The 19790-nt window shown below is 74.0% G+C and carries 21 protein-coding genes and 3 pseudogenes; 17 read left to right on the top strand and 7 right to left on the bottom strand.

Annotated features, from left to right (window positions below; all coding sequences use genetic code 11):
- The first annotated feature begins 2 nt into the window (after positions 1-2).
- Positions 3-617: a V-type ATP synthase subunit D gene (locus tag ACFW6P_RS25420; RefSeq protein ID WP_386353444.1), complete on the top strand. Its 615-nt coding sequence runs from the start codon at positions 3-5 to the stop codon at positions 615-617.
- A 350-nt stretch (positions 618-967) separates the two neighbouring features.
- Here ACFW6P_RS25420 and ACFW6P_RS25415 read toward each other — a convergent pair whose 3' ends face one another.
- Positions 968-1342 (bottom strand): ferredoxin, encoded by a 375-nt coding sequence (locus tag ACFW6P_RS25415; RefSeq protein ID WP_386353446.1) that lies wholly within the window; start codon positions 1340-1342, stop codon positions 968-970.
- A gap of 262 nt (positions 1343-1604) precedes the next feature.
- Here ACFW6P_RS25415 and ACFW6P_RS25410 point away from each other — a divergent pair, with 262 nt between their 5' ends.
- From ACFW6P_RS25410 to ACFW6P_RS25400, 3 genes and pseudogenes are all read left to right on the top strand, one after another.
- On the top strand, positions 1605-1967 hold the full coding sequence (locus tag ACFW6P_RS25410; RefSeq protein WP_386353448.1) for a DUF6479 family protein: 363 nt from the start codon (positions 1605-1607) through the stop codon (positions 1965-1967).
- Between the two features lie 401 nt (positions 1968-2368).
- Positions 2369-2985: pseudogene (locus ACFW6P_RS25405) on the top strand (hypothetical protein); the annotation flags it as partial.
- Between the two features lie 84 nt (positions 2986-3069).
- Positions 3070-3543 carry a hypothetical protein gene (locus ACFW6P_RS25400; RefSeq protein ID WP_386353454.1) on the top strand — a complete coding sequence of 158 codons (474 nt, stop codon included), beginning with the start codon at positions 3070-3072 and terminating at the stop codon, positions 3541-3543.
- A gap of 81 nt (positions 3544-3624) precedes the next feature.
- Here ACFW6P_RS25400 and ACFW6P_RS25395 read toward each other — a convergent pair whose 3' ends face one another.
- From ACFW6P_RS25395 to ACFW6P_RS25385, 3 genes and pseudogenes are all read right to left on the bottom strand, one after another.
- Positions 3625-4203: a hypothetical protein gene (locus tag ACFW6P_RS25395; protein WP_386424893.1), complete on the bottom strand. Its 579-nt coding sequence runs from the start codon at positions 4201-4203 to the stop codon at positions 3625-3627.
- A gap of 113 nt (positions 4204-4316) precedes the next feature.
- Positions 4317-4643: pseudogene (locus ACFW6P_RS25390) on the bottom strand (DNA glycosylase AlkZ-like family protein); the annotation flags it as partial.
- A gap of 233 nt (positions 4644-4876) precedes the next feature.
- Positions 4877-6127, bottom strand: a complete 1251-nt coding sequence (locus tag ACFW6P_RS25385) for a PP2C family protein-serine/threonine phosphatase (protein ID WP_386353540.1) — start codon at positions 6125-6127, stop codon at positions 4877-4879.
- 205 nt (positions 6128-6332) lie between these two features.
- Between ACFW6P_RS25385 and ACFW6P_RS25380 the strand changes: the two genes are divergently transcribed.
- A complete protein-coding gene (locus ACFW6P_RS25380) occupies positions 6333-6683 on the top strand; it encodes a hypothetical protein (protein WP_386353541.1) in 351 nt (116 codons plus the stop codon).
- 17 nt (positions 6684-6700) lie between these two features.
- On the opposite strand, the gene ACFW6P_RS25375 is transcribed toward ACFW6P_RS25380, so the two are convergent.
- Complete coding sequence (locus ACFW6P_RS25375) at positions 6701-7795, bottom strand: glutamate--cysteine ligase (RefSeq protein ID WP_386353458.1); 1095 nt, start codon at positions 7793-7795, stop codon at positions 6701-6703.
- A gap of 251 nt (positions 7796-8046) precedes the next feature.
- Between ACFW6P_RS25375 and ctaD the strand changes: the two genes are divergently transcribed.
- The 10 genes from ctaD (at position 8047) to ACFW6P_RS25325 (ending at position 16744) form a co-directional block, all read left to right on the top strand.
- Positions 8047-9759, top strand: a complete 1713-nt coding sequence (gene ctaD / locus ACFW6P_RS25370; RefSeq protein ID WP_386353460.1) for a cytochrome c oxidase subunit I — start codon at positions 8047-8049, stop codon at positions 9757-9759.
- A complete protein-coding gene (locus ACFW6P_RS25365; protein WP_386353462.1) occupies positions 9756-10130 on the top strand; it encodes a hypothetical protein in 375 nt (124 codons plus the stop codon). Before ctaD ends, ACFW6P_RS25365 begins: the two co-directional genes overlap by 4 nt.
- A gap of 108 nt (positions 10131-10238) precedes the next feature.
- Positions 10239-10964, top strand: a complete 726-nt coding sequence (locus ACFW6P_RS25360; RefSeq protein WP_386353464.1) for an SDR family NAD(P)-dependent oxidoreductase — start codon at positions 10239-10241, stop codon at positions 10962-10964.
- Between the two features lie 39 nt (positions 10965-11003).
- Positions 11004-11399 carry a molybdopterin-binding protein gene (locus ACFW6P_RS25355; RefSeq protein WP_386353466.1) on the top strand — a complete coding sequence of 132 codons (396 nt, stop codon included), beginning with the start codon at positions 11004-11006 and terminating at the stop codon, positions 11397-11399.
- A 207-nt stretch (positions 11400-11606) separates the two neighbouring features.
- Positions 11607-12413 (top strand): molybdate ABC transporter substrate-binding protein, encoded by an 807-nt coding sequence (gene modA / locus ACFW6P_RS25350; protein WP_386353468.1) that lies wholly within the window; start codon positions 11607-11609, stop codon positions 12411-12413.
- Positions 12410-13264, top strand: a complete 855-nt coding sequence (gene modB, locus ACFW6P_RS25345) for a molybdate ABC transporter permease subunit (RefSeq protein ID WP_386424890.1) — start codon at positions 12410-12412, stop codon at positions 13262-13264. Before modA ends, modB begins: the two co-directional genes overlap by 4 nt.
- 70 nt (positions 13265-13334) lie before the next feature.
- Positions 13335-14417, top strand: coding sequence for an ABC transporter ATP-binding protein (locus tag ACFW6P_RS25340; protein WP_386353472.1), 1083 nt, complete (start codon positions 13335-13337; stop codon positions 14415-14417).
- Positions 14418-14696: 279 nt separating this feature from the next.
- Positions 14697-15689 carry a dihydroxyacetone kinase subunit DhaK gene (dhaK, locus tag ACFW6P_RS25335; RefSeq protein WP_386353474.1) on the top strand — a complete coding sequence of 331 codons (993 nt, stop codon included), beginning with the start codon at positions 14697-14699 and terminating at the stop codon, positions 15687-15689.
- A 52-nt stretch (positions 15690-15741) separates the two neighbouring features.
- Positions 15742-16341: a dihydroxyacetone kinase subunit DhaL gene (gene dhaL, locus ACFW6P_RS25330; RefSeq protein ID WP_386353476.1), complete on the top strand. Its 600-nt coding sequence runs from the start codon at positions 15742-15744 to the stop codon at positions 16339-16341.
- On the top strand, positions 16334-16744 hold the full coding sequence (locus tag ACFW6P_RS25325; protein WP_386353478.1) for a PTS fructose transporter subunit IIA: 411 nt from the start codon (positions 16334-16336) through the stop codon (positions 16742-16744). The genes dhaL and ACFW6P_RS25325 overlap by 8 nt, the downstream gene beginning before the upstream one ends.
- 101 nt (positions 16745-16845) lie before the next feature.
- Here ACFW6P_RS25325 and ACFW6P_RS25320 read toward each other — a convergent pair whose 3' ends face one another.
- On the bottom strand, positions 16846-17637 hold the full coding sequence (locus ACFW6P_RS25320) for a glycoside hydrolase family 75 protein (RefSeq protein ID WP_386424888.1): 792 nt from the start codon (positions 17635-17637) through the stop codon (positions 16846-16848).
- 546 nt (positions 17638-18183) lie between these two features.
- Between ACFW6P_RS25320 and ACFW6P_RS25315 the strand changes: the two are divergent.
- Positions 18184-18426 (top strand): annotated as a pseudogene (locus ACFW6P_RS25315) (hydrolase); the annotation flags it as partial.
- 171 nt (positions 18427-18597) lie between these two features.
- Positions 18598-19143, top strand: a complete 546-nt coding sequence (locus tag ACFW6P_RS25310; RefSeq protein WP_386353480.1) for a hypothetical protein — start codon at positions 18598-18600, stop codon at positions 19141-19143.
- Positions 19144-19221: 78 nt separating this feature from the next.
- Here ACFW6P_RS25310 and ACFW6P_RS25305 read toward each other — a convergent pair whose 3' ends face one another.
- Positions 19222-19782: a PadR family transcriptional regulator gene (locus ACFW6P_RS25305; protein ID WP_386353482.1), complete on the bottom strand. Its 561-nt coding sequence runs from the start codon at positions 19780-19782 to the stop codon at positions 19222-19224.
- Positions 19783-19790 lie beyond the last annotated feature (8 nt).

The following is a 19790-nucleotide window of genomic DNA, read 5'->3' as shown; positions in this document are numbered from 1 at the left end:
TCGTGGCCGAACTGCGCACCCCGCCCGGCCGGGCCGGACGCATGCGGCTGTCCCGCGGCCTGGAGGTCGCCCGGCGCGGAGCGGACCTGCTGGACCAGAAGCTGCGCATCCTGCGCACAGAGCACGAACGGCTGGTGCGGGAGGACGCCGCCGCCCGGGAGCAGTGGTACGCGCGCCTCGCCGAGGCCGAGACCTGGCTGCGGCGCGGCCTGCTGCTGAGCGGCGAGGACGCGCTGGAGGCCCCCTCCGGCGCTCCCCGCGCCCGCGTCGAGATCCACTGGACGTCCACCATGGGGGTACGCCACCCCGGTGCCGTCTCGTGCACGGTCCCGGAACGCTCCCCGGACGGCCCGCCCGCGGCGAACACCGCCCTGCTCCGGGCCGAGACGGCCTACGCCGCGGCCGTACGGGCCGCCGCCGAGTCGGCGGCGGCAGGTGAGGCGGCCCGCGCCCTCGGCGTCGAGACCCGCAGAACCCGCCGACGGCTGCGCGCGCTGCGCCGGCAGTGGATCCCCCGCCTGGAGAGCGCCCTGGCCCGCGCGGACGCCACGCTGGAGCAGGCGGAACACGAGGACGCCGTACGCAGGCGGTGGGCCGCGGCGCCGGGGCGCCGGTGACGCGGAAAGGCCGGACACCGAAAGACACCCGCCGGTCTCGTCCACGGTTCGGTGCAAGGTCCCGTGCATGGGACCGGGCACGGTTCCGAAGCGCTGCCCGGACGGCCCGCCTTGCGGCGAACACCGCCCTGCTCCGGGCGAGACCGCCTACACCGCGGCCGTACGGGCCGCCACCGAGCCGGCAGCGGCAGGCGAGACGGCCCGCGTCCCCGGAGCGGACATCCGCACATCCGCACATCCGCACATCCGCACAACCCGCCGACGGCCGTGCGCGCTGCACAGACCCGCGGCGCCGGTGACCGGGGAGCGCCGAAAGGCACCCGCCCGCCGGTGGATCCGGGCGGGTCCCGTCAGTTCAGTGTCGCGAGGAAGTCCGTGCAGGCCCGCGCGCACGCGCGGCACACCGCCGCCGAGGCCTCCGCTCCCGGTTGCCGGTCGAAGACGTGCGCGGCCTCCAGGCACACGGTCCGGCACCACTCCACCTGCGTGCGGATGCCGTCCTCCTCCACCTGGTGCTGCTCGGACAGGACACGGCAGGTCGCGTCGCAGACCTCCGCGCACATGATGCCCTTGCGTCGTACGAGTTCCTGGTTCTCGGTGCCGTCGGGATCCACGAGGCTCGCGCGCAGCGCGCACGCCCGGGCGCACTCGGTGCACGCCTGTGCACACGCGAAACGGTCCTCCAGGAACCGGAACAGCTCCTGCTGGGATGTCGTCGAAGTCACACCACGCGGGTAGCCGCGCTCGACATCGGTCAAACCCGGTCGTCCCAAGGGCTCCGCCCGGTTCTCCGCCCCGGCCCGACGGGCACCGGCCGCCGGCACACCCATGAGAAGGTCGGTGACCACTGGGAGCGCAAGGAGGGCGGCCGCAAGGAGAAGCGCTCGAAGACCCGTTCGGCGCGAGCGGGCCCGGGGAAGTCCTGAGGGTCGCGTCCGGGGTGGCGGCGATTCGGTTCACCGCGAGGTCCGGGGGTACCCGCGTGCCATGGATACCGCATGGATGGAGCTGGCCGCGGGTCGGGGTGCCCTCGGAATCGGCCTGGTCGTGGCAGGTGTGGTGGTCGTGGCTCTGCTGCTGGGAGCCTTCGTCCTCGGCCATCGCAGCAAACGCAGGGAACTGCCCACGCCACGCCCGGAGGAGCAGCCGCGGCTGCCCGAGGGGGGCCCGGTGCGCGAGACGCGTGAGCGCCGGGAGCCCGAGGAGGTGCCGAGAAGCGATCACCGTCTGACGCCCCATGAGCTGACGGCGCACGGCAACCAGAGCGACCGGACGAGCGCGTCGCAGGAGCGCCTCCGGTGGAACGGGGGCGGCGGCGGCTTCGGCAGCGGCGGCCCCGGCGGCCACTGACCTCCCCGGCCGCGACGCCACGCTTCAACGACGCAAGGGCCCGTGCCCGGCGAATTCCAGGGGCCCTTGCGTCGTCCCCGGACCCGTCCCTCGCAGCCGCATCCCGGCGGGATGATGTGGATCACAGCGGCCGTCGCACCGGCCACGACGACGCACGAGCCGACCGGCCCGGCGGCCCCCACCCCGACCGCCGCTCCCCCGGCGCCCAGGACCACCTCGACCCCACCCGCGCCTGAACCCACCCCCACACGCACCTCGCTCCCCCCGCCCCCTCCCGCACAGACGGAGGAGCCCTCGGCGTCGGCATCCGTCGAACAGCCGCCTGAGGGGCCCCCGTACGGGGGGCGCCCCGCCCCACGAGCCCGCTCCGCACGGCACCGCCGCGGGCGCCCTCGGCATGGGCGGTCGCGCTGGTGGTCGCCCTCGCGGTCGCCGCCGTGCTGTCCCTGCGCCGGCGCGAGGTCCGGCCGCGCCGCCCGCTGGCCGCCGTGACGGTCGCGCCGCTGGGCCTGTTCGACTACCTCGCCTGGGTCAACCACCACATGGGCGACCTCAACGGCTACCCCAAGCTCCAGGACGGCGCCCGGGCCCAGAGGTTCGACTGGGGTGTGCACACCGTCGACGTGCTGACGTCCACCCCGGTCGGGCACTTCGACCATCCCTTCGCGATGCCCTTCGAGGACGTCATCGGCGTCTGCGTGCGCTGGCGGCGCCGCTGCTGACCATGCTGCTGCTCCGGCTGCGGCCGCCCGCCGTGCAGGTCGTCTACACGGTGCTGTCGTACCTCATGGTGACGACCACCCAGCGGTACTTCGGCAACGTCTCGCGCCATCTGCTGCTGTTCGTCCCGCTCGCCCTGGCGATGCGCCGCCTCGGCTGGCCGTCCCTGGCCGCGGTGCTCGGCACGGCGGCGCTGGCCTCCGGGTCGTACGCGGGGTACGTGCTGTTCGAGCTGGGGGTTGCCCTGACCGGCCGTCGCGGGGGCGAGCCGCCCGGGACACCGCCCGACGCGAAATGAGGCGCCGCCTCCGTGGTCCGCGCGTCATACTGATCTTGCACCGCGCAGTGACCAGGCCGACGGTCGGAGAGGGGATGACGGCACATGACCACCGAAGAACCGGACGGCGGGCGGGGAACGTCCGGCCGGGCGGGCGGCGTTCCCTCGCTCCCCGACGAGGTGTGGCTGAGGTTCCTCACGGACAGCGAGTCCGCCATACGCGCCTCCGCTCCCCGGGAACCCTCCGCGAAGGAGCGGGCGTCGGGCCGGCAGCTCCAGCCCCCGTACGCCGTCGGTGATCTGTGGCAGCCCGAGGACCTGTGGGTCCGCGTGGCCTGGCGGGACCTGGACCGGCGTGCCAAGGCGCGGCGCGTGGGCCGGGTCGTCGCCACGGCGGCGGCCGTGGCCCTGGCCCTGGGGGCCTGGTCCCAGCTGTCCCCCGGCCGGGGGACGGGCGACCGGCCGGGTCCCGGCCCGGTCCGGCAGGTGGAGGGGGCCACGGCCCCCCGGCCCACGGCCACTCCCGTTCCTTCGGGGGCACCGGTCCCCCAACCCTCCGACGGCGCACGACGCGGCTGACCGGCCGGGCCCCGGGGGCCCGGCCGGGGCCGGCCGGTCGCGCGCCGCTCGGGCGTCTCCCGCCCGAGCCGCATCCGCCGTTCAGCCCGTCTTCCAGCCCCGCTGTGAGTCGATCCGCTCCCACTCCGCGTCCCACTGCGCCGACCGCCGCCGGTCCAGGCCCAGCCGGGCCAGCCGGGCGGCGCCCAGCACCGCCCCGCCCGCGAAGGTTCCGGCCAGCGCGCCGCCCATGCCCGTGTGCAGCCGGGCCTCTCCGTCGGACACCGGCGGACTGGTGAGGTCCCCGTCACGGTGCGTCCAGACCGGGATCGTGCTCCCGGCGGGCGCCCGGGGCGGGACCCGCGCCCGCTGCCGGTGGGCCGTGCCGTCGGGCGCGGTCCAGCGCATGCCCCACACCCGTCGGTCGCTCGCCGCACGGTCCGAGGACGGGCCGGGCGCGTCCTGGACGAGGACCGCCGGGACCCGGTGGCTGTCGGCGCGCTGCCGGACGACGGCCTGGCCGACCGCGCCCGCGGCCGCCAGCCCCGCGACCACCCCGCCGAGCACGGCGAGCATCCAGCCCGCGAGCACCACCCAGGCCTCGACGACGTCGACCCGGCGTCTGAGCGGGTTGCTGCGCCACCGCCACCACCGCACGGTCGTGCGCTGCGAGGTCCTCATCGGGCGACACCCCCTCACGAACACCGGCAGCACCCTCTTCCAGTGTGCTCCCGGCACCGCAGGGCGGCCCGGCCGGGAGGCGGGGAGCAGCGGTCACATGGCCCACCGGCGTCCTGGAGTTGGCGCCGGTGGACACCGAGGACCGCCGGCGGAGCATGGCGTCGTGCCGGGCCCGCCAGGCGAGCAGGTCGTCGGCGGTCACGAGGTGGACGGTGCGACGCATGAGGGGAGCGCGCACCACGCGCCGCCCGGTGAGCAGCTCCGACAGCTCCGACGGGTCGAACGCCCGCAGCGGGGATCCAGAGCCCGGTGAACGGCTCCTGTGCCTGCAGCCCCCACGAACAGGCGACGGCGTCGAGCACCGGCAGGTCGGCGCGGTCGAGCAGCGACTGGCGGGCGGGTGCGGCCCGGTTGAGCGCACGGGCGTCGTGAACGGTCAGCGCGGCTCGGCCTGGGAGTCGTGGGCCGGCCCGGGGGCGGGCGGACCGGCCGGGACACCGTCCCAGGAGTCGCGCTCAGGTCGTGACCGCAAGTCCCGCCGGCGCGATGCCGTACCGACGCGAAGCCGTGCCGGGCCGGCTCGGCCGAGCGGACGGTCGTGAGGCACGCGCGGGTCAGCTGTCGGAGTCAGCCGTCCGGGCCCGCCGCTTGAGTCAGCCGTCTGTGCCGCGGATCAGCCGGAGCCGTCGGGCGGGCCGTCGGCCGGGCCGTGCGGCGACACGCCCGCCAGACCGGCGGCCTTGTCGGCCGGTTCGAGGTGGGGACCGATCCATTCGCACATCAGGACGGTGGCATCGTCCTGGAGTTCGCCGTCGTGGTGGTCGAGGACGGCCTGGATGAGGCGGCGCAGGGTCTCGGGGACGGGCAGCCCGTCGGCGTGGTGGCGGATCAGGAAGTCGGTGAAGCGCTCAAGGCCGAACTCCCGGCCGCCGGCGCGCCGCGCCTCGGTGATGCCGTCGGTGTACAGCACGATGCGGTCGCCCGGCTGGAGGTGCTCCTCGCAGATGCGGCCCTGCAGGCCGAGTTCGGTGCCCATGGGGTGGGACGGCGGGCAGGTGAGGTGGCTGCTCCAGCGGTTGCCACGGATGAGGACGGGCGGATGGTGGCCGCGGTTGACCCACTGCAGGGTGCCGGTGCGTGTGTCGAGGGCGGCCAGGACGCCGGTGACGTAGCGCTGGTGGTCGTACTGCTCGATGAGGGCGGCCTCGACGGCGTCGCCCTTGCCGAGCAGGCCCGCGCCCTGGCGCCGGGAGTTTCGGCAGGCTCCCAGCGCGAGGGCCGCGGACAGGCCGGCTGCCGTGTCGTGGCCCATCGCGTCGAAGATCGTCAGGTGCACCAGGGGCCCGTCGACGGCGTACTCGAAGACGTCGCCGCTGATGTCGTAGGCCGGTTCCATGGCGGCGGAGATCGTCACCCTGCCGTCCGCGTAGGTGCGCGGCGGCAGCAGGTTCCACTGCATCTCGGCGGCCAGGCTCATCGGCCGTGCGCGCACCAGCTTGGCCAGGGTGTCGCTGGTGGCGCGCTTGCTCACGACGATCAGCGCGACGACCGCCGCGAGGGCCTCCATGTCCGCCCGCGCCGCGGCGTCGTTCCGCTCGGCGCTCACCCGCAGCAGCCCGATGCGCTCGGTCCCGTCCAGCAGCGGCACCCACCACTCGAACTCGTCGCCCCCGGGCCGCGCGGCGGGCAGGACGTCGCCGTACTGGAAGGCACGCCCGGCGACCGTCCCCTCGACGGGCAGCTCCTTCGCGTGCCCCTCACCGGCCGCCTCCTCTCCGGCCAGCAGGCACAGGGTGTGGCGGCGCAGGTCGGCGATGTAGATGAGCACGTCGTGGAAGCCGGCGGCACGGGCGCACTCGGTCGCCTTGGCCGGAAGCATCTCCACCGGCATGAGATGGCTGGCCCGCAGCAGGTCGGCGAGCATCCGCCGCCCGCCCTCGCCGTCGTGCTCCGTCACGGTCCGCCTCCTTTCACCGCACTGCCCGCCTACCCGCGAACCGGCGTCTCACGGGCCGTGGTCCGGAACACGCGGCGAAGCGGCGTGGAAACGACGCTTCACCACGCTCGCGCCGGGTACTTCCGTGGTGGAACGACTCTCTGAGGGAGAAAACGGAGGCGCGGAGACCGTGCTGCTGTCCCATACGCTCGATCACGGAATACTCGTCGTCACGGTCCACAGCGACCCCGGCATCGGCGGGCGCGCCGCGCTCCTCACGAAGATCACCGATCTGGTCCGCGCCTACCGGCCGGCGCCCGTGGTCGTCGTCCTGGACGAGCCGGCCTCGGCGGCCGCGGCGGTCAGCGTCGTGCTGCGCGTGCACCGGCTCTGCAGTCAGCTGGGAGTCCTGATGTCGGTGGCCTCCGGCAGCGCGCCGACCCGCCGCGCGCTCGAGGACAACGCCGACACGGCCGGTACCCGTTTGGTGGTGCACGCCCGTCCGGACACCGCGGTCGCCGCCGCGTACGCCGCAGCGGCCTGAGGGGCGGTCCCCGCAGGTCACGGCATCGTGCTCTGGGCGCTGACCAGATCGGTCACCGCCCTGAGGCCGCCCTGGGCGAGGGCGGCGCGCTGCCGGTCGGCGCCGGTGCCGTTCTGCAGCAGCCGGTGCACCAGGGAGGCGACCTGCCGGGTGTCGCCGGACGCGTCGAGCGCCGGAGCGACGTGCCGCAGGAGCTGGTAGAGCACGTCGCCGGCCCGCTGCGGTACGCCGTGGAGGTCGATCAGGGTGTCGTCCAGCCCGTGCCGCGCGGCGTGCCACATGGCGGCCTGGAGCAGCTCCGGTTCGAACTCGGGCACCGGCACGCCGGAGGCCGCTTGCGCCAGTGCCGTCTCGACGAGTGCCCGGACCACGGCGGCGAGCATCACCGCCTCGTCCGCCCGCAGCTGCACGTCCAGGCACCGCACCTCGATGGTCGGGTAGGTGGACGACAGCCGGGCCTGCCAGTAGAGCTGGCCGCTGTCGGAGATCAGCCCGGCGTCCACCAGCCGCGCCACGCGCCGGTCGTAGTCTGCGGCGTCGCGGAAGCGGGGGGGCAGGCCGCTGACCGGCCAGCGGCCGAAGATCACCGTGCGCCAGCTGGCGAAGCCGGTGTCGTGGCCGTCCCACAGCGGGGAGTTCGCCGACATGGCCGTCAGCGTCGGCAGCCAGGCCCGCAGCCGGTTGATCACCTGCACGCCCGCCTCGCGGTCGGGTACGGCGACGTGCACATGGGTGCCGTTCACCAGTTGTTCCGCCACCAGCTGCGGTGCCTGCGTGACCATGGCCCGGTAGCGCGCCTGGTCGGTGACGGCCACGGGACGGCCGTGACGCACCGGGGGTGTGCCGCAGGCCGCGATCCGGCAGCCGTGCTCCTCGGCGGCCACGCCGACCGCGTGCCGCAGACGCAGCAGGTGCCCCCCGACCTCCTCCAGCGTGCCGGACACGGGGGTGGCGACCTCCACCTGCGCCTGCAGCAGTTCGTACTGCACCTCCTGGTCGGCCACGAGACGCCCGAGCCCCGCCGCCAGGCGCACCTTGTCCGCCTGCGGCACCGGCAGGCCCGTGACCGGGTCGACCAGCAGGTACTCCTCTTCCACGCCGATCGTCGTCATCGACCACCCTCTGTTCCGCCCGTGACCGGGCCGGGTCGGGCCACGCCCGTGGGGGATCCGAGTGCCGCGCTCACCACCGCGGCAAACCTGGGGGAACCGGGCACCCACCGAAGAAGTGGCTTCGTGGGGCCGTTCGGCCCAACGGAGGGCGACGCGGGGTGATCGCGTCCGGGGCAGCGGACTAGGTTCCAGCAGGCTGCCCCTCCCCCGCCCCGGCTTGCCGGGCACCGCTGCTGCCGAACGAGGACCGCATGGCGACATACACAGAACCGGTCGCGCCCGTACCCACGGCGGGGCCCCGCCCCAGAGGGAAGGTGATCGTCTCCTGGGTGACGACCACCGATCACAAGAGGATCGGGCATCTGTACCTGATCACCTCCTTCGCCTTCTTCCTGATCGCCGGGGCCCTGGCCATGGCGATCCGCGCGGAGCTCGCCCGGCCCGGGCTGCAGATCATGTCCAACGAGCAGTACAACCAGGCCTTCACCATGCACGGCACGATCATGCTGCTGCTGTTCGCGACGCCCACCTTCGCCGGCTTCGCCAACGCGGTCATGCCGCTGCAGATCGGCTCGCCCGATGTGGCCTTCCCCCGGCTGAACATGCTGTCGTACTGGCTGTTCCTCTTCGGCGGACTGATCGTGATGGCCAGTTTCCTCACCCCGCAGGGCGCCGCCGACTTCGGCTGGACCGCCTACACCCCGCTCAGCGGCGGTGAGCGCACCACCCATCTCGGCGGGGACCTGTGGATCATGGGTCTGGCCCTGTCCGGGTTCGGCACCATCCTGGGCTCGGTCAACTTCATCACCACCATCATCTGCATGCGTGGCCCCGGCATGACCATGTTCCGGATGCCGATCTTCACGTGGAACGTGCTGCTCACGTCGGTGCTCGTACTGCTGGCCTTCCCGGTGCTGGCCGCCGCGCTGCTGGTGCTGGAGGCGGACCGGCGGTTCGGGGCGCAGGTGTTCAACCCCGAGAACGGCGGCGCGATCCTGTGGCAGCACCTGTTCTGGTTCTTCGGCCACCCCGAGGTCTACATCCTGGCGCTGCCGTTCTTCGGGGTGATCTCCGAGATCATCCCCGTCTTCGCCCGCAAGCCGATCTTCGGTTACACCGGGCTGATCGGCGCCACCATCGCCATCGCCGGGCTGTCGGTGGCGGTGTGGGCGCACCACATGTTCGCCACACAGGCGGTGCTGCTGCCGTTCTTCTCGTTCATGACGTATCTCATCGCCGTGCCGACGGGCGTGAAGTTCTTCAACTGGATCGGCACGATGTGGAAGGGCTCGCTGTCGTTCGAGCCTCCCATGCTGTGGGCGGCCGGCTTCCTGGTCACCTTCCTCTTCGGCGGGCTCACCGGCGTCATCCTGGGCTCCCCGCCGCTGGACTGGCACGTCACCGACAGCTACTTCGTGGTCGCCCACTTCCACTACGTGCTGTTCGGCACCATCGTGTTCGCGATGTTCGGCGGATTCAGCTTCTGGTGGCCGAAGATGACCGGCACCATGCTCGATCCCCGGCTGGAGAAGATCCACTTCTGGACGCTGTTCGCCGGCTTCCACACCACGTTCCTGGTGCAGCACTGGCTGGGCGCGGAGGGCATGCCGCGCCGGTACGCCGACTACCTGGCCGCCGACGGCTTCACCGCCCTGAACACCGTCTCCTCGATCGGCGCCTTCCTCCTCGGCCTGTCCACCCTGCCGTTCCTCTACAACGTGTACCGGACGGCCCAGAAGGGCGAGCGGATCCGGGTCGACGACCCCTGGGGCTTCGGCCGTTCCCTGGAGTGGGCCACCTCCTGCCCGCCGCCCCGCCACAACTTCCTCACCCTGCCGAAGGTCCGCTCCGAGTCCCCGGCCTTCGACCTGCGCCACCCGGACGTGGCCGTCCTGGACGAGGCGGAGAACACCCGCAGGCGCGACGCCGTGGACGCCGGGGGCCACAAGGGCGAACGGCCGTGAGACGCGGCCCGCACGAGACGCCGGCGTCCGCCCGGCGGAGCGCTCTGGCCGAGGAGGTCGAGGGTTTCCTGCTCGCCCGGTCCCATCACGACCAGATCCGGAGTGAGGCGGAGGACCTGTGCGCGCGGCTCCCGTGGCTGACCTCGGCCCAGGCCGGGGAACTCACGGCCCACTACGTCCGCCTGCGGCTCGACGTCTCCCGCCGGCTGCTCCTGGGCACGGTCCAGCGGGCCGAGGAGCTGCGCCGGGAGTACGAGGGCCGCTACGCCGAACTCCGCGCCACCCTGTTGCGCCGCCACGCGGCCGGGGCGTGCGCGGTCCTCGGGGCCGCCGCCGCGCTGAGCGCACTGGCCTGCCCGCTCCTGCGCTGACCGGCAGGCCCGCGCCGCTGCTCGGCCGGCCCGCGGGTAACGCGGCGCAGATTCTCCAGACGTGACAGGCTCGGTGCGACGACGCAAGGGGTGAGGGGTGGTGCGATCGTGAGCCGGATCCTGGTGACCGGGTCCGCGGACGGGCTCGGACGGTACGCGGCAGAGGAGCTGCTGTCCCAGGGGCACGAGGTGGTGGTACACGCCCGCAACCGGCAGCGGGCCGCGCAGCTCGACGCGCCGGCCGGCCGCTGGGCGGGGCTCGTGGTCGGCGACTTCACCGACCGGGACGCCGTACGGCGCGTGGCGGAGGAGCTGAACGCCGCCGAGCCGCTCGACGCGGTCATCCACAACGCCGGCGTGTGGAGCGGGGCGGCGGTCATGCCGGTGAACGTCGTCGCCCCGTACCTGCTGACGTCCCTGCTGCGCGGCCCTCGGCGGCTGGTGTACCTGAGCAGCGGCTCGCACTACGGCGGGCGCCCGTCGCTGGAGGGGGTCGACTGGCGGGGCGGTGGCGCCGGCTCGTACGCGGACAGCAAGCTCTTCGTCACGGCCCTCGCCGCGGCCGTGGCCCGGCTGCGCCCCGGGGTGCTGAGCAACGCCGTGGATCCCGGCTGGGTGCCGACGAGGATGGGCGGGCCGAACGCGCCCGACAGCCTCGAACTCGGCCACCGCACGCAGGAGTGGCTGGTGACGAGCGACGAGCCGGAGGCGCTGACCAGCGGCGGCTACTGGTACCACGGCCGGCGGCGGCAGCCTCATGAGGCGGTCCACGACGAGGACTTCCAGGACCTCCTGGTGCGGACGCTGGCCGGGGAGACCGGCAGCGCGCTCTGAGACGACCGGGCCCGGTCCTGATCGCTTATCTTGGCGCCTATGCAGTCCTACACGATCGGCCAGGCCGCACGGCTTCTCGGCGTGAGCCCCGACACCGCGCGGCGCTGGGCGGACGCCGGCCGGGTGGCGACCCATCGGGACGAGGGCGGGCGGCGGCTGATCGACGGCAGGGACCTGGCCGCCTTCTCCGTGGAGCTGGCCAGGAGCGGGGACGGCGAGGAGGACGTGCCGTACACCTCCGTCCGCAACGCGTTCCCCGGCATCGTGACCGCCGTGAAGCTCGGCGACGTCGCCGCCCAGGTGGAGATCCAGGCCGGGCCGCACCGGCTGGTGTCGCTGCTGACGCGGGAGGCGGTGGAGGAGCTGGGGCTGGAGGTCGGGGTGGAGGCCACCGCCCGGGTGAAGTCGACGAACGTGCACATCGATCGGGCGTGACCAGGGCCACCCGCGCGTCACGGCTCGCGCCACCCGGCCGTTTCCCGTACGAGCGCACATGCCAGCCTCGCGAACCGGCCGTACGGCTCATGCGATCCGACAGAGGCCTTCCGCCTCGCATCTGCGGCAGTATCATCGGCACGTACGCGTGATCGAGCCGCCCGACGGGGGCGTCGTCGAGAGTCCGCAGAGGGAGTTCCACCCGTGATGAGCCGTACCGCGCGCCGGACCCGCCGCCCCGTGCGCGCGGCCGCCCTGGGCGCCGCCGTCCTGCTGGCCCTGAGCGCCTGCTCGCCGTCCGGCTCGGGCGCGTCCACGCCGTCCGCCCCGGGCCGGGTGTCCGGCGAGGTGACCGTCTTCGCCGCGGCCTCCCTCAAGGAGAGCTTCACGACCCTGGGCGAGCGCTTCGAGAAGGCGCACCCGGGCACGAAGGTCACCTTCAGCTTCGGCGGGAGCGACTCCCTGGCCGCCTCCATCACCGGCGGCGCTCCGGCGGACGTGTTCGCCTCCGCCAGCCCCGGGACGATGAGGATCGTCACGGATGCGGGCGGCACCTCCGGCCCGCCCGCGACCTTCGTCCGCAACGCGCTGCGGATCGCCACCCTGCCGGGCAACCCGGACCGGATCACCGGCCTGGAGGACCTCACCCGGCCGGGCCTCAAGGTCGTGCTCTGCGACCGGGAGGTGCCCTGCGGCGCCGCCGCGCAGAAGGCACTGGACGCGGGCAGGCTGAAGCTCACCCCCGTCTCCTACGAACAGGACGTCAAGGCCGCCCTGACGAAGGTCGAGCTGAAGGAGGCCGACGCGGCGCTCGTCTACGCTTCGGACGTGCGCGCCGCGGGTGACACGGTGGAGGGCGTGACGTTCCCCGAGGCCGCCGACGCCGTCAACGACTACCCGATCGCCCTGCTCGAGAACGCCCGGAACGCCGGGGCCGGCAAGGCGTTCATGGCACTGGTGCGGTCCGAAGAGGGCCAAGAGGTGCTGGCCGAGGCAGGGTTCCTCAAGCCGTGACTCCCCCGACGCCCGGCACGTCCGGCGCCGTGACCGACACGCCCCGGGGCGGTCCGCGGCGCCGGAGCGTGCGGACCGGCGCCCCGCTTGCGTTGCTGCTCCCGGCGCTGATCGGCGTGGCGTTCCTCGTCCTGCCGCTGATCGCCCTGCTCCTGCGCACCCCGTGGCAGAGCCTGCCCGAGCAGTTGAGCAGTGCCGAGGTGTGGCAGGCGCTGAAGCTGTCCCTGATCTGTGCCACGGCGGCGACCGCGGTGAGCCTGGTCGTCGGGGTGCCCCTGGCCTGGTTGCTGGCCCGGGTCGAGTTCCCCGGCCGGGGTCTGGTCCGGGCCCTGGTCACCCTGCCCCTCGTCCTGCCGCCGGTCGTCGGGGGTGTGGCCCTGCTGACGGCCCTCGGCCGGAACGGGATCGCCGGGCGGTGGCTGGACACGTGGTTCGGGATCACGCTGCCCTTCACCACGGCCGGGGTCGTGGTCGCGGAGGCGTTCGTGGCGATGCCGTTCCTGGTCATCAGCGTCGAGGGCACCCTGCGGGCCGCCGACCCGCGCTACGAGGAGGCCGCCACCACCCTGGGCGCCTCCCGCTTCACCGCGTTCCGCCGGGTCACCCTGCCGTTGATCGCCCCGGGCATCGCGGCGGGCGCGGTCCTGGCCTGGGCGCGGGCGCTGGGCGAGTTCGGCGCGACGATCACGTTCGCCGGGAACTTCCCCGGCCGCACCCAGACCATGCCGCTGGCCGTCTACCTGGCCCTGCAGAGCGACCCGGAGGCGGCGATCGCCCTCAGCCTGGTGCTGCTGGCGGTGTCGATCGCGGTGCTGGCGGGGTTGCGGGACCGGTGGATGAGGGCCGGATGAGCGCGCTCGCCGGCGGTTCGGCCCGCGTGGCGGCCCGCCGTACGCGACGGATGGAGGAAGGGTGCCGGAGATGACCGAGACCCACGGCCACGGTGTCCGCAGCGGCGGCGCGGCGGACGGTCTCGACGCCCATGTGGTGGTGGACCGGGGCGGCTTCCGTCTCGAGGTGACCCTGACCGTCGCGCCCGGCGAGGTCGTCGCCCTGCTCGGCCCGAACGGGGCGGGCAAGACCACCGCCCTGCGCGCCCTGGCCGGCCTCACCCCGCTCAGCGGAGGCCATCTGCGCCTGGACGGAAGGGAGTTGGACCGCACACCGCCGGAGTCACGTCCGGTTGGTGTGGTCTTCCAGGACTACCTCCTCTTCCCGCACCTCACGGCTCTCGACAACGTGGCGTTCGGGCCCCGCTGCCAGGGCGCGCGCAAGGCGGAGGCCCGCGCGCGGGCAGCCGAGTGGCTCGACCGGCTGGGCCTCGCCGACCACGCCGGCGTCACACCGCGCCGGCTCTCCGGCGGCCAGGCGCAGCGCGTCGCCCTCGCCCGAGCCCTGGCCACCCGCCCCCGCCTGCTGCTCCTCGACGAGCCCCTGGCGGCCCTGGACGCCCGTACCCGTCTGGAGGTGCGCGCCCGACTCCGGCGCCATCTGGCAGACTTCGAGGCGGTCGCCGTCCTGGTCACCCACGACCCGCTGGACGCCATGGTCCTGGCCGACCGACTGGTGGTCGTGGAACACGGCCGGGTCGTCCAGGAGGGCACCCCCTCCGGAATCGCCCGCCATCCCCGTACGGACTACATCGCGCAGTTGGTGGGCCTGAACCTGTACCGGGGGGAGGCCGACGGGCACACCGTCCGCCTCGCCGACGGTCCGTCCCTCACCACGTCGGAGCTGCTGTCCGGCCCGGTCTTCGTGGCGTTCCCGCCCGGCGCGGTGACCCTGCACCGCGACCGGCCCACCGGCTCCAGTGCCCGCAACCTCTGGCACTGCCGGGTCGCCGGCCTGGAGACCCACGGCGACCAGATCCGGGCCGATCTCACCGGCGAACTCCCCCTCGCAGCGGACCTGACGACCGTCGCGGTCGCCGAACTCGACCTGCACCCGGGCACGGAGGTGTGGGCGACGGTCAAGGCGACCCAGACGCACGCCTACCCGGTGTGAGGGACCGCCGGTGTTCCCAGGGGCGTCTTCCATCGGCGGTGCCAGCGTTTCTGACGCACCGCCACACGCCGGAGGTGCTCGCGAGGCGTGACCTCGGCGTCGCCGGGTCGATACGCTCCCACAGCACCGAGTCGGCAGCCCGTGTCCGACCCCCCGAAGGAGCTGATGGCCCGTCACCCCGGTCGGCGGGGACAGGCAAGATCGACAACTGGCCTAACCCACCCCGGCTTGCGAAGATGATGGTCAGGGCCTATCCGCTCCTCTCACCAGGAGGTACCCGTGAAGATGCTGATCAACGTTCCGGAGACCGTCGTCGCGGACGCGCTGCGCGGTATGGCGGCTGCCCACCCGGAGCTGACCGTGGACGTGGAGAACCGTGTGATCGTGCGGCGGGACGCTCCCGCGGCCGGGAAGGTGGGGCTGGTCTCGGGCGGAGGCTCGGGGCACGAGCCGTTGCACGGCGGTTTCGTGGGTCCCGGCATGTTGTCGGCGGCCTGTCCGGGCGAGGTGTTCACCTCACCCGTGCCCGACCAGATGCTGCGCGCGGCCGCCGCCGTCGACAGCGGGGCCGGGGTGCTGTTCATCGTGAAGAACTACACGGGTGACGTGCTCAACTTCGACATGGCCGCCGAGCTGGCCGAGGACGAGGGCATCCAGATCGCGAAGGTGCTGGTCAACGATGACGTGGCGGTCACGGACAGCCTGTACACGGCGGGGCGGCGCGGTACGGGTGCCACCCTGTTCGTGGAGAAGATCGCGGGTGCCGCCGCCGAGGAGGGCATGCCGCTGGAGCGCGTGGAGGCGATCGCCCGGCAGGTGAACGAGAACTCCCGCAGTTTCGGTGTCGCGCTGAGCGCCTGCAGCACGCCCGCCAAGGGCAGCCCGACCTTCGATCTGCCGCCCGGTGAGCTGGAGTTGGGCATCGGCATCCACGGCGAGCCCGGCCGGGAGCGGCGGGCGATGATGACCTCGGGCGAGATCGCCGAGGCCGCCGTCGAGGCCGTGGTGGAGGACCTCCGGCCGCGCAATCCGGTGATGGTCCTGGTCAACGGCATGGGCGCGACGCCGCTGCTGGAGCTGTACGGGTTCAACGCCGAGGTGCACCGGGTGCTCGCCGCGCGGGGTGTCCCCGTCGCCCGGGTCCTCGTGGGCAACTACGTCACCTCCCTGGACATGGCGGGCGCCTCGCTCACCCTGTGCCAGGCCGACGAGGAGCTGCTGCGGCTGTGGGACGCGCCGGTGAAGACGCCTGGCCTGCGCTGGGGCGTGTGACACGCACACGGGGTAGAGGATCCACACGTACCTACCAAGGCAAGGAGACCCAGTGCTCGACGCCGACTTCTTCCGCCGCTGGATGACGGCGGCCGCAGCGTCCGTGGAACGCGAGGCGGAGCGGCTCACCGCCCTCGACTCCCCCATCGGGGACGCCGACCACGGCGCCAACCTCCAGCGCGGCTTCCGGGCCGTGGTGGCCGCCCTGGAGAAGGAGGCCCCCGGGACGCCCGGCGGGATCCTGACACTGGCCGGGCGGCAGCTGATCTCGACGGTCGGCGGTGCCTCGGGGCCGCTGTACGGGACGCTGCTGCGCCGGACCGGCAAGGCCCTCGGGGACGCCACCGAGGTCGGTGCCGGGGATCTCGCCTCGGCACTGCGGACCGGGGTGGACGCGGTCATGACACTCGGTGGCGCCGCGCCGGGCGACAAGACCATGATCGACGCGCTGGTGCCCGCGGTGGACGCGCTCGGCGACTCGTTCGCGGCGGCCCGGACCGCGGCGGAGGAGGGTGCCGTGGCGACGACGCCCATGCTGGCGCGCAAAGGCCGGGCGAGTTACCTCGGCGAGCGCAGCATCGGGCACCAGGATCCGGGTGCCACGTCGTCGGCGCTGATCGTCGCGGCACTCGTGGAGGCCTCCGGTGAGTGACGAGCGGCTGGTGGGGATCGTCCTGGTGTCGCACAGCGCGGAGGTCGCCGCTTCGGTCGCCGCGCTGGCCAAGGGGCTCGCGGGCGGCGGCCCGGCGGTGCCGGTGGCCCCGGCGGGCGGCACCGAGGGCGGCGGTCTCGGGACGAGCTCCGAGCTGATCGCCGCCGCGGCGGCGTCCGTGGACCGCGGTGCCGGTGTCGCGGTCCTGACCGATCTGGGCAGCGCGGTGCTCACCGTGAAGGCGCTGCTCGCGGAGGGCGACGAACTGCCCGAGCGGACGCGGCTGGTGGACGCCCCGTTCCTGGAGGGAGCCGTGGCCGCCGTGGTCACGGCGGCCACCGGGGCCGACCTGGCGGCGGTGGAGGCCGCGGCCGCGGAGGCGTACACCTACCGGAAGGTGTGAGCGGGCCGGATCCTGGGAGGCCGGGCGCGTCGCGACGACGGCGGGCCCGGCCTCTCGGCGTGCTCATGACGGAGCGTGAGCCGTTCGGGGTGCGGCGGTCCTCAGTCCCCGGCGATGAACCGCCGTGCCAGCCGCTCCCCCGTCGCCACGGCTTCCGCACGGTCCTCGATGGGGGACACGCGGCTGTTCTCGAACACGATGTAGGTGACGCCGGAGCGTGCCCCGCCGCCGTGCGGGTCGGCCCGGATCCCGAGGGCGTCGGCGGACGCGTAGGAGGCCTCCCCGATGATGCCCTGCGGGCCTGTGTCGCCGACGACGGCGTACTGCACCCGGTCCCGGTGGATGACGGCCACGACGGAACCGCCGGTGATGCCGTGGTCCCGGAAGTCCCAGATCCGGCTGGGTGCGGGCAGGACGACGAAGGGGAGGGCCTCGGCGCTCAGGGGTCGCCCGTCGGACCGGGCGAAGGCCGTGGAGGCGGCGAAGTAGGGGTCGGTCCGGCGGTTGCAGCGGGGCCCCGGCCTGCCGTCGCAGTCGATGTCCAGGTCAGCTTTCCAGAACACGGCGCCGGACGTGCCGCAGACCGGGATGTTCGCGGGGGCGCCCTCGTCGCTGCGGTACCGGCCGCGGGAGACGGGAACGCAGTCCCGCACCTTGGCCAGCAGGTCGGCGGCGAGGACGGTGCCCGCGCGCCCGCCCGGCGACCCCGGGTGGGCCTGAGGCGGGGCGGGGGCCGTCGTCGCGTCCCGCACCTTGGCCAGCAGGTCGGCAGCGAGGACGGTGCCCGCGCGCCCGCCCGGCGACCCCGGGTGGGCCTGAGGCGGGGCGGGGGCCGTCGTCGGGGCGAGCAGGGCGACGCTGGCCGCGGCCAGGGTGAGCGACTGGACACGCACGATACGGGAGCCTCTCGTCGGGGTCCTGACGGGCACTCAGCCCAATCTGGACCCGGTGCGGTCACCCGTCCACCGGTAGTGGGCCGGACGGCGCACGCCGGAAATCCCCGACGAGGGCCACCGGACGGTGCGCGCCGGCAATCCCCGACGGGGCCCGGGCGCCTGAGTCCGAGTGAGAACCGGGGCGCCCGGCCACCCGCGCCGGCGCGGCGTCTGCGACGACAGCGGTCCGCGCGACAGCCCGAACTCCTCGACACCCGTCGGAAGTTCGGCCGAAGGGAACATCAGCATACGTAACTGCCGCGAGTGGTCGCGCACGGCGGTGACGCCCGCTCACCGGCAGGCCCGCACCGCCCCCTTGATGCGTTCGCGCCCGTCGGGCCATATTGGTCCGGACCATTTCGCCTGCCGCCCGGGGAGGCAGTGTCGTGCGCCGTCTCATCGCACTGTGCCGTTGCGCCACGCTCTGTGCGGCGCTCGCGCTCGTAGCCTGCGGCTGGGCCGGAACCGGCCGCCCGGACGGCGGCGCACCGCCCGGCGCGCCTTCTGAGCTGGGTGCCGCACCGGGTGGACGGCGTGATCACCGAGTACGAGGTGCGGCTGGACGGCCGGGCCGCCACGTCCCTCGTGTTCGGCGGCGACCCCCCGCGCGACCGGACCACGTACCGCTTCTACGTGGGGCGGGAACCCGGCCTCACCCACCGTGTCCGCGTCCGCGCGATGCTGCCGGACGGTACCTGGGGAGGCTTCTCGGAGGAGCGGACGGTGCCGACGGGCGGAGGGCGCTGAGGCGCCTCCCCCTCGGGCACCCGCCCGGCCCCCGCCGTCACCTGCACGGCGGCACCCGGGGTGCGGCGCGGACGCGGGGCGCCTTGGCTGAACCTGAGGCAGCACGGGCGTCCCCGATCCTCGGCGGCGCCAGGGATGCACCGCCGACCGTGCCGCCGGAGGGCAGTCCACATGCGCAACTCGTCGTCAGTTCTCCGCTCCGGCCTGACCGTGGCCGCCGCCGCGCTGCCCCTTGCTCTGGCGGCGGTGCCCGCTGCCGCGGGCCCGGGCATCTCCGTGCGCACCACGGGTTCCACGGTGTCGGTCACGACCACCACGTGCACGCAGATCAACGGCTCCTGGGGCACCGCCTCGCTGCTGACCAGCAGCCAGGGCAGCTTCGCCCAAGGGCGGCAGGTGACCCTGTCGGGGACGGCCACGAACCAGTCCGCAGCCTGGTCGAACGTCTCCCCGGGCACGTACACCGTGATCGTCATCTGCTCGGACGGCACGACCGCGGGCACGCAGTCCGTCGTGGTGTCCACGGCACCCTCCCCGACCCCATCGCGGTCCGCCACCCCGTCGGCCACGCCGTCGCGGGGCGTCATGGGCGGCGTCGGCGGCAGCGCGACGGACTACGGCACCGTCACGCTGGTCGCGGGCGGCGCGCTGGCCGGGTCGGGTGTCATCGCGACGGCCTGGTACCTGCGCCGGCGCAACAAGCCGTACCGGCTCTGACCGGTACGGACGGCGGCCCGCCCGGTCGAAGCGCTCCGGCCGGTCGGGCCGCCGCCATGTCCGCGGCCGGACAGAGGGTCAGGCGGGTCCGGCCGGCCGGACCTCGGGAAGGCCGGCGAAGTCCGCCAGGGCGCGCCTGAGCCACTGGGTCCAGAACGTCTCCAGGTCGATGCCGGCCTGGAGGACCAGATGCCGCAGCCGGTCCTCGGTGCCGTCCCGGCCGGGCGGGAAGTCGCGCCTCTCGATCGCCTGGTACTCCGCCAGCTGCCGCTCGTGCAGCTCCAGGTGGCGGCGCAGGTCGGCCTCCAGACCGGCGGTGCCGACCACGGCCGCGGCCCGCAGCCGCAGCAGCAGCGGGTCGCGGTGCGGCCTGGGGTCCTGGGAGGCGGCGGTCCAGCGGGCCAGTTCGGCGCGGCCCGCGGGCAGGACCTCGTAGCTCTTCTTCTGCCCGCGGGCCGGCTGCTCGGACGGCAGGGCCCTGATCAGCCCGTCGGACTCCAGTCTTCCCAGCTCGCGATAGATCTGCTGGTGCGTCGCGGACCAGAAGTAGCCGATCGACCGGTCGAACCGGCGGGTCAGCTCCAGGCCTGACGACGGCTTCTCGAGCAGGGCGGTGAGGATCGCGTGCGGGAGTGACATGGAGCCAT

This window comes from Streptomyces sp. NPDC058741 (genome assembly GCF_042746715.1).
Lineage (GTDB): Bacteria > Actinomycetota > Actinomycetes > Streptomycetales > Streptomycetaceae > Streptomyces.
The sequence above is the reverse complement of the archived record's forward strand: the minus strand, read 5'-3'. Positions and strand labels throughout refer to the sequence as shown.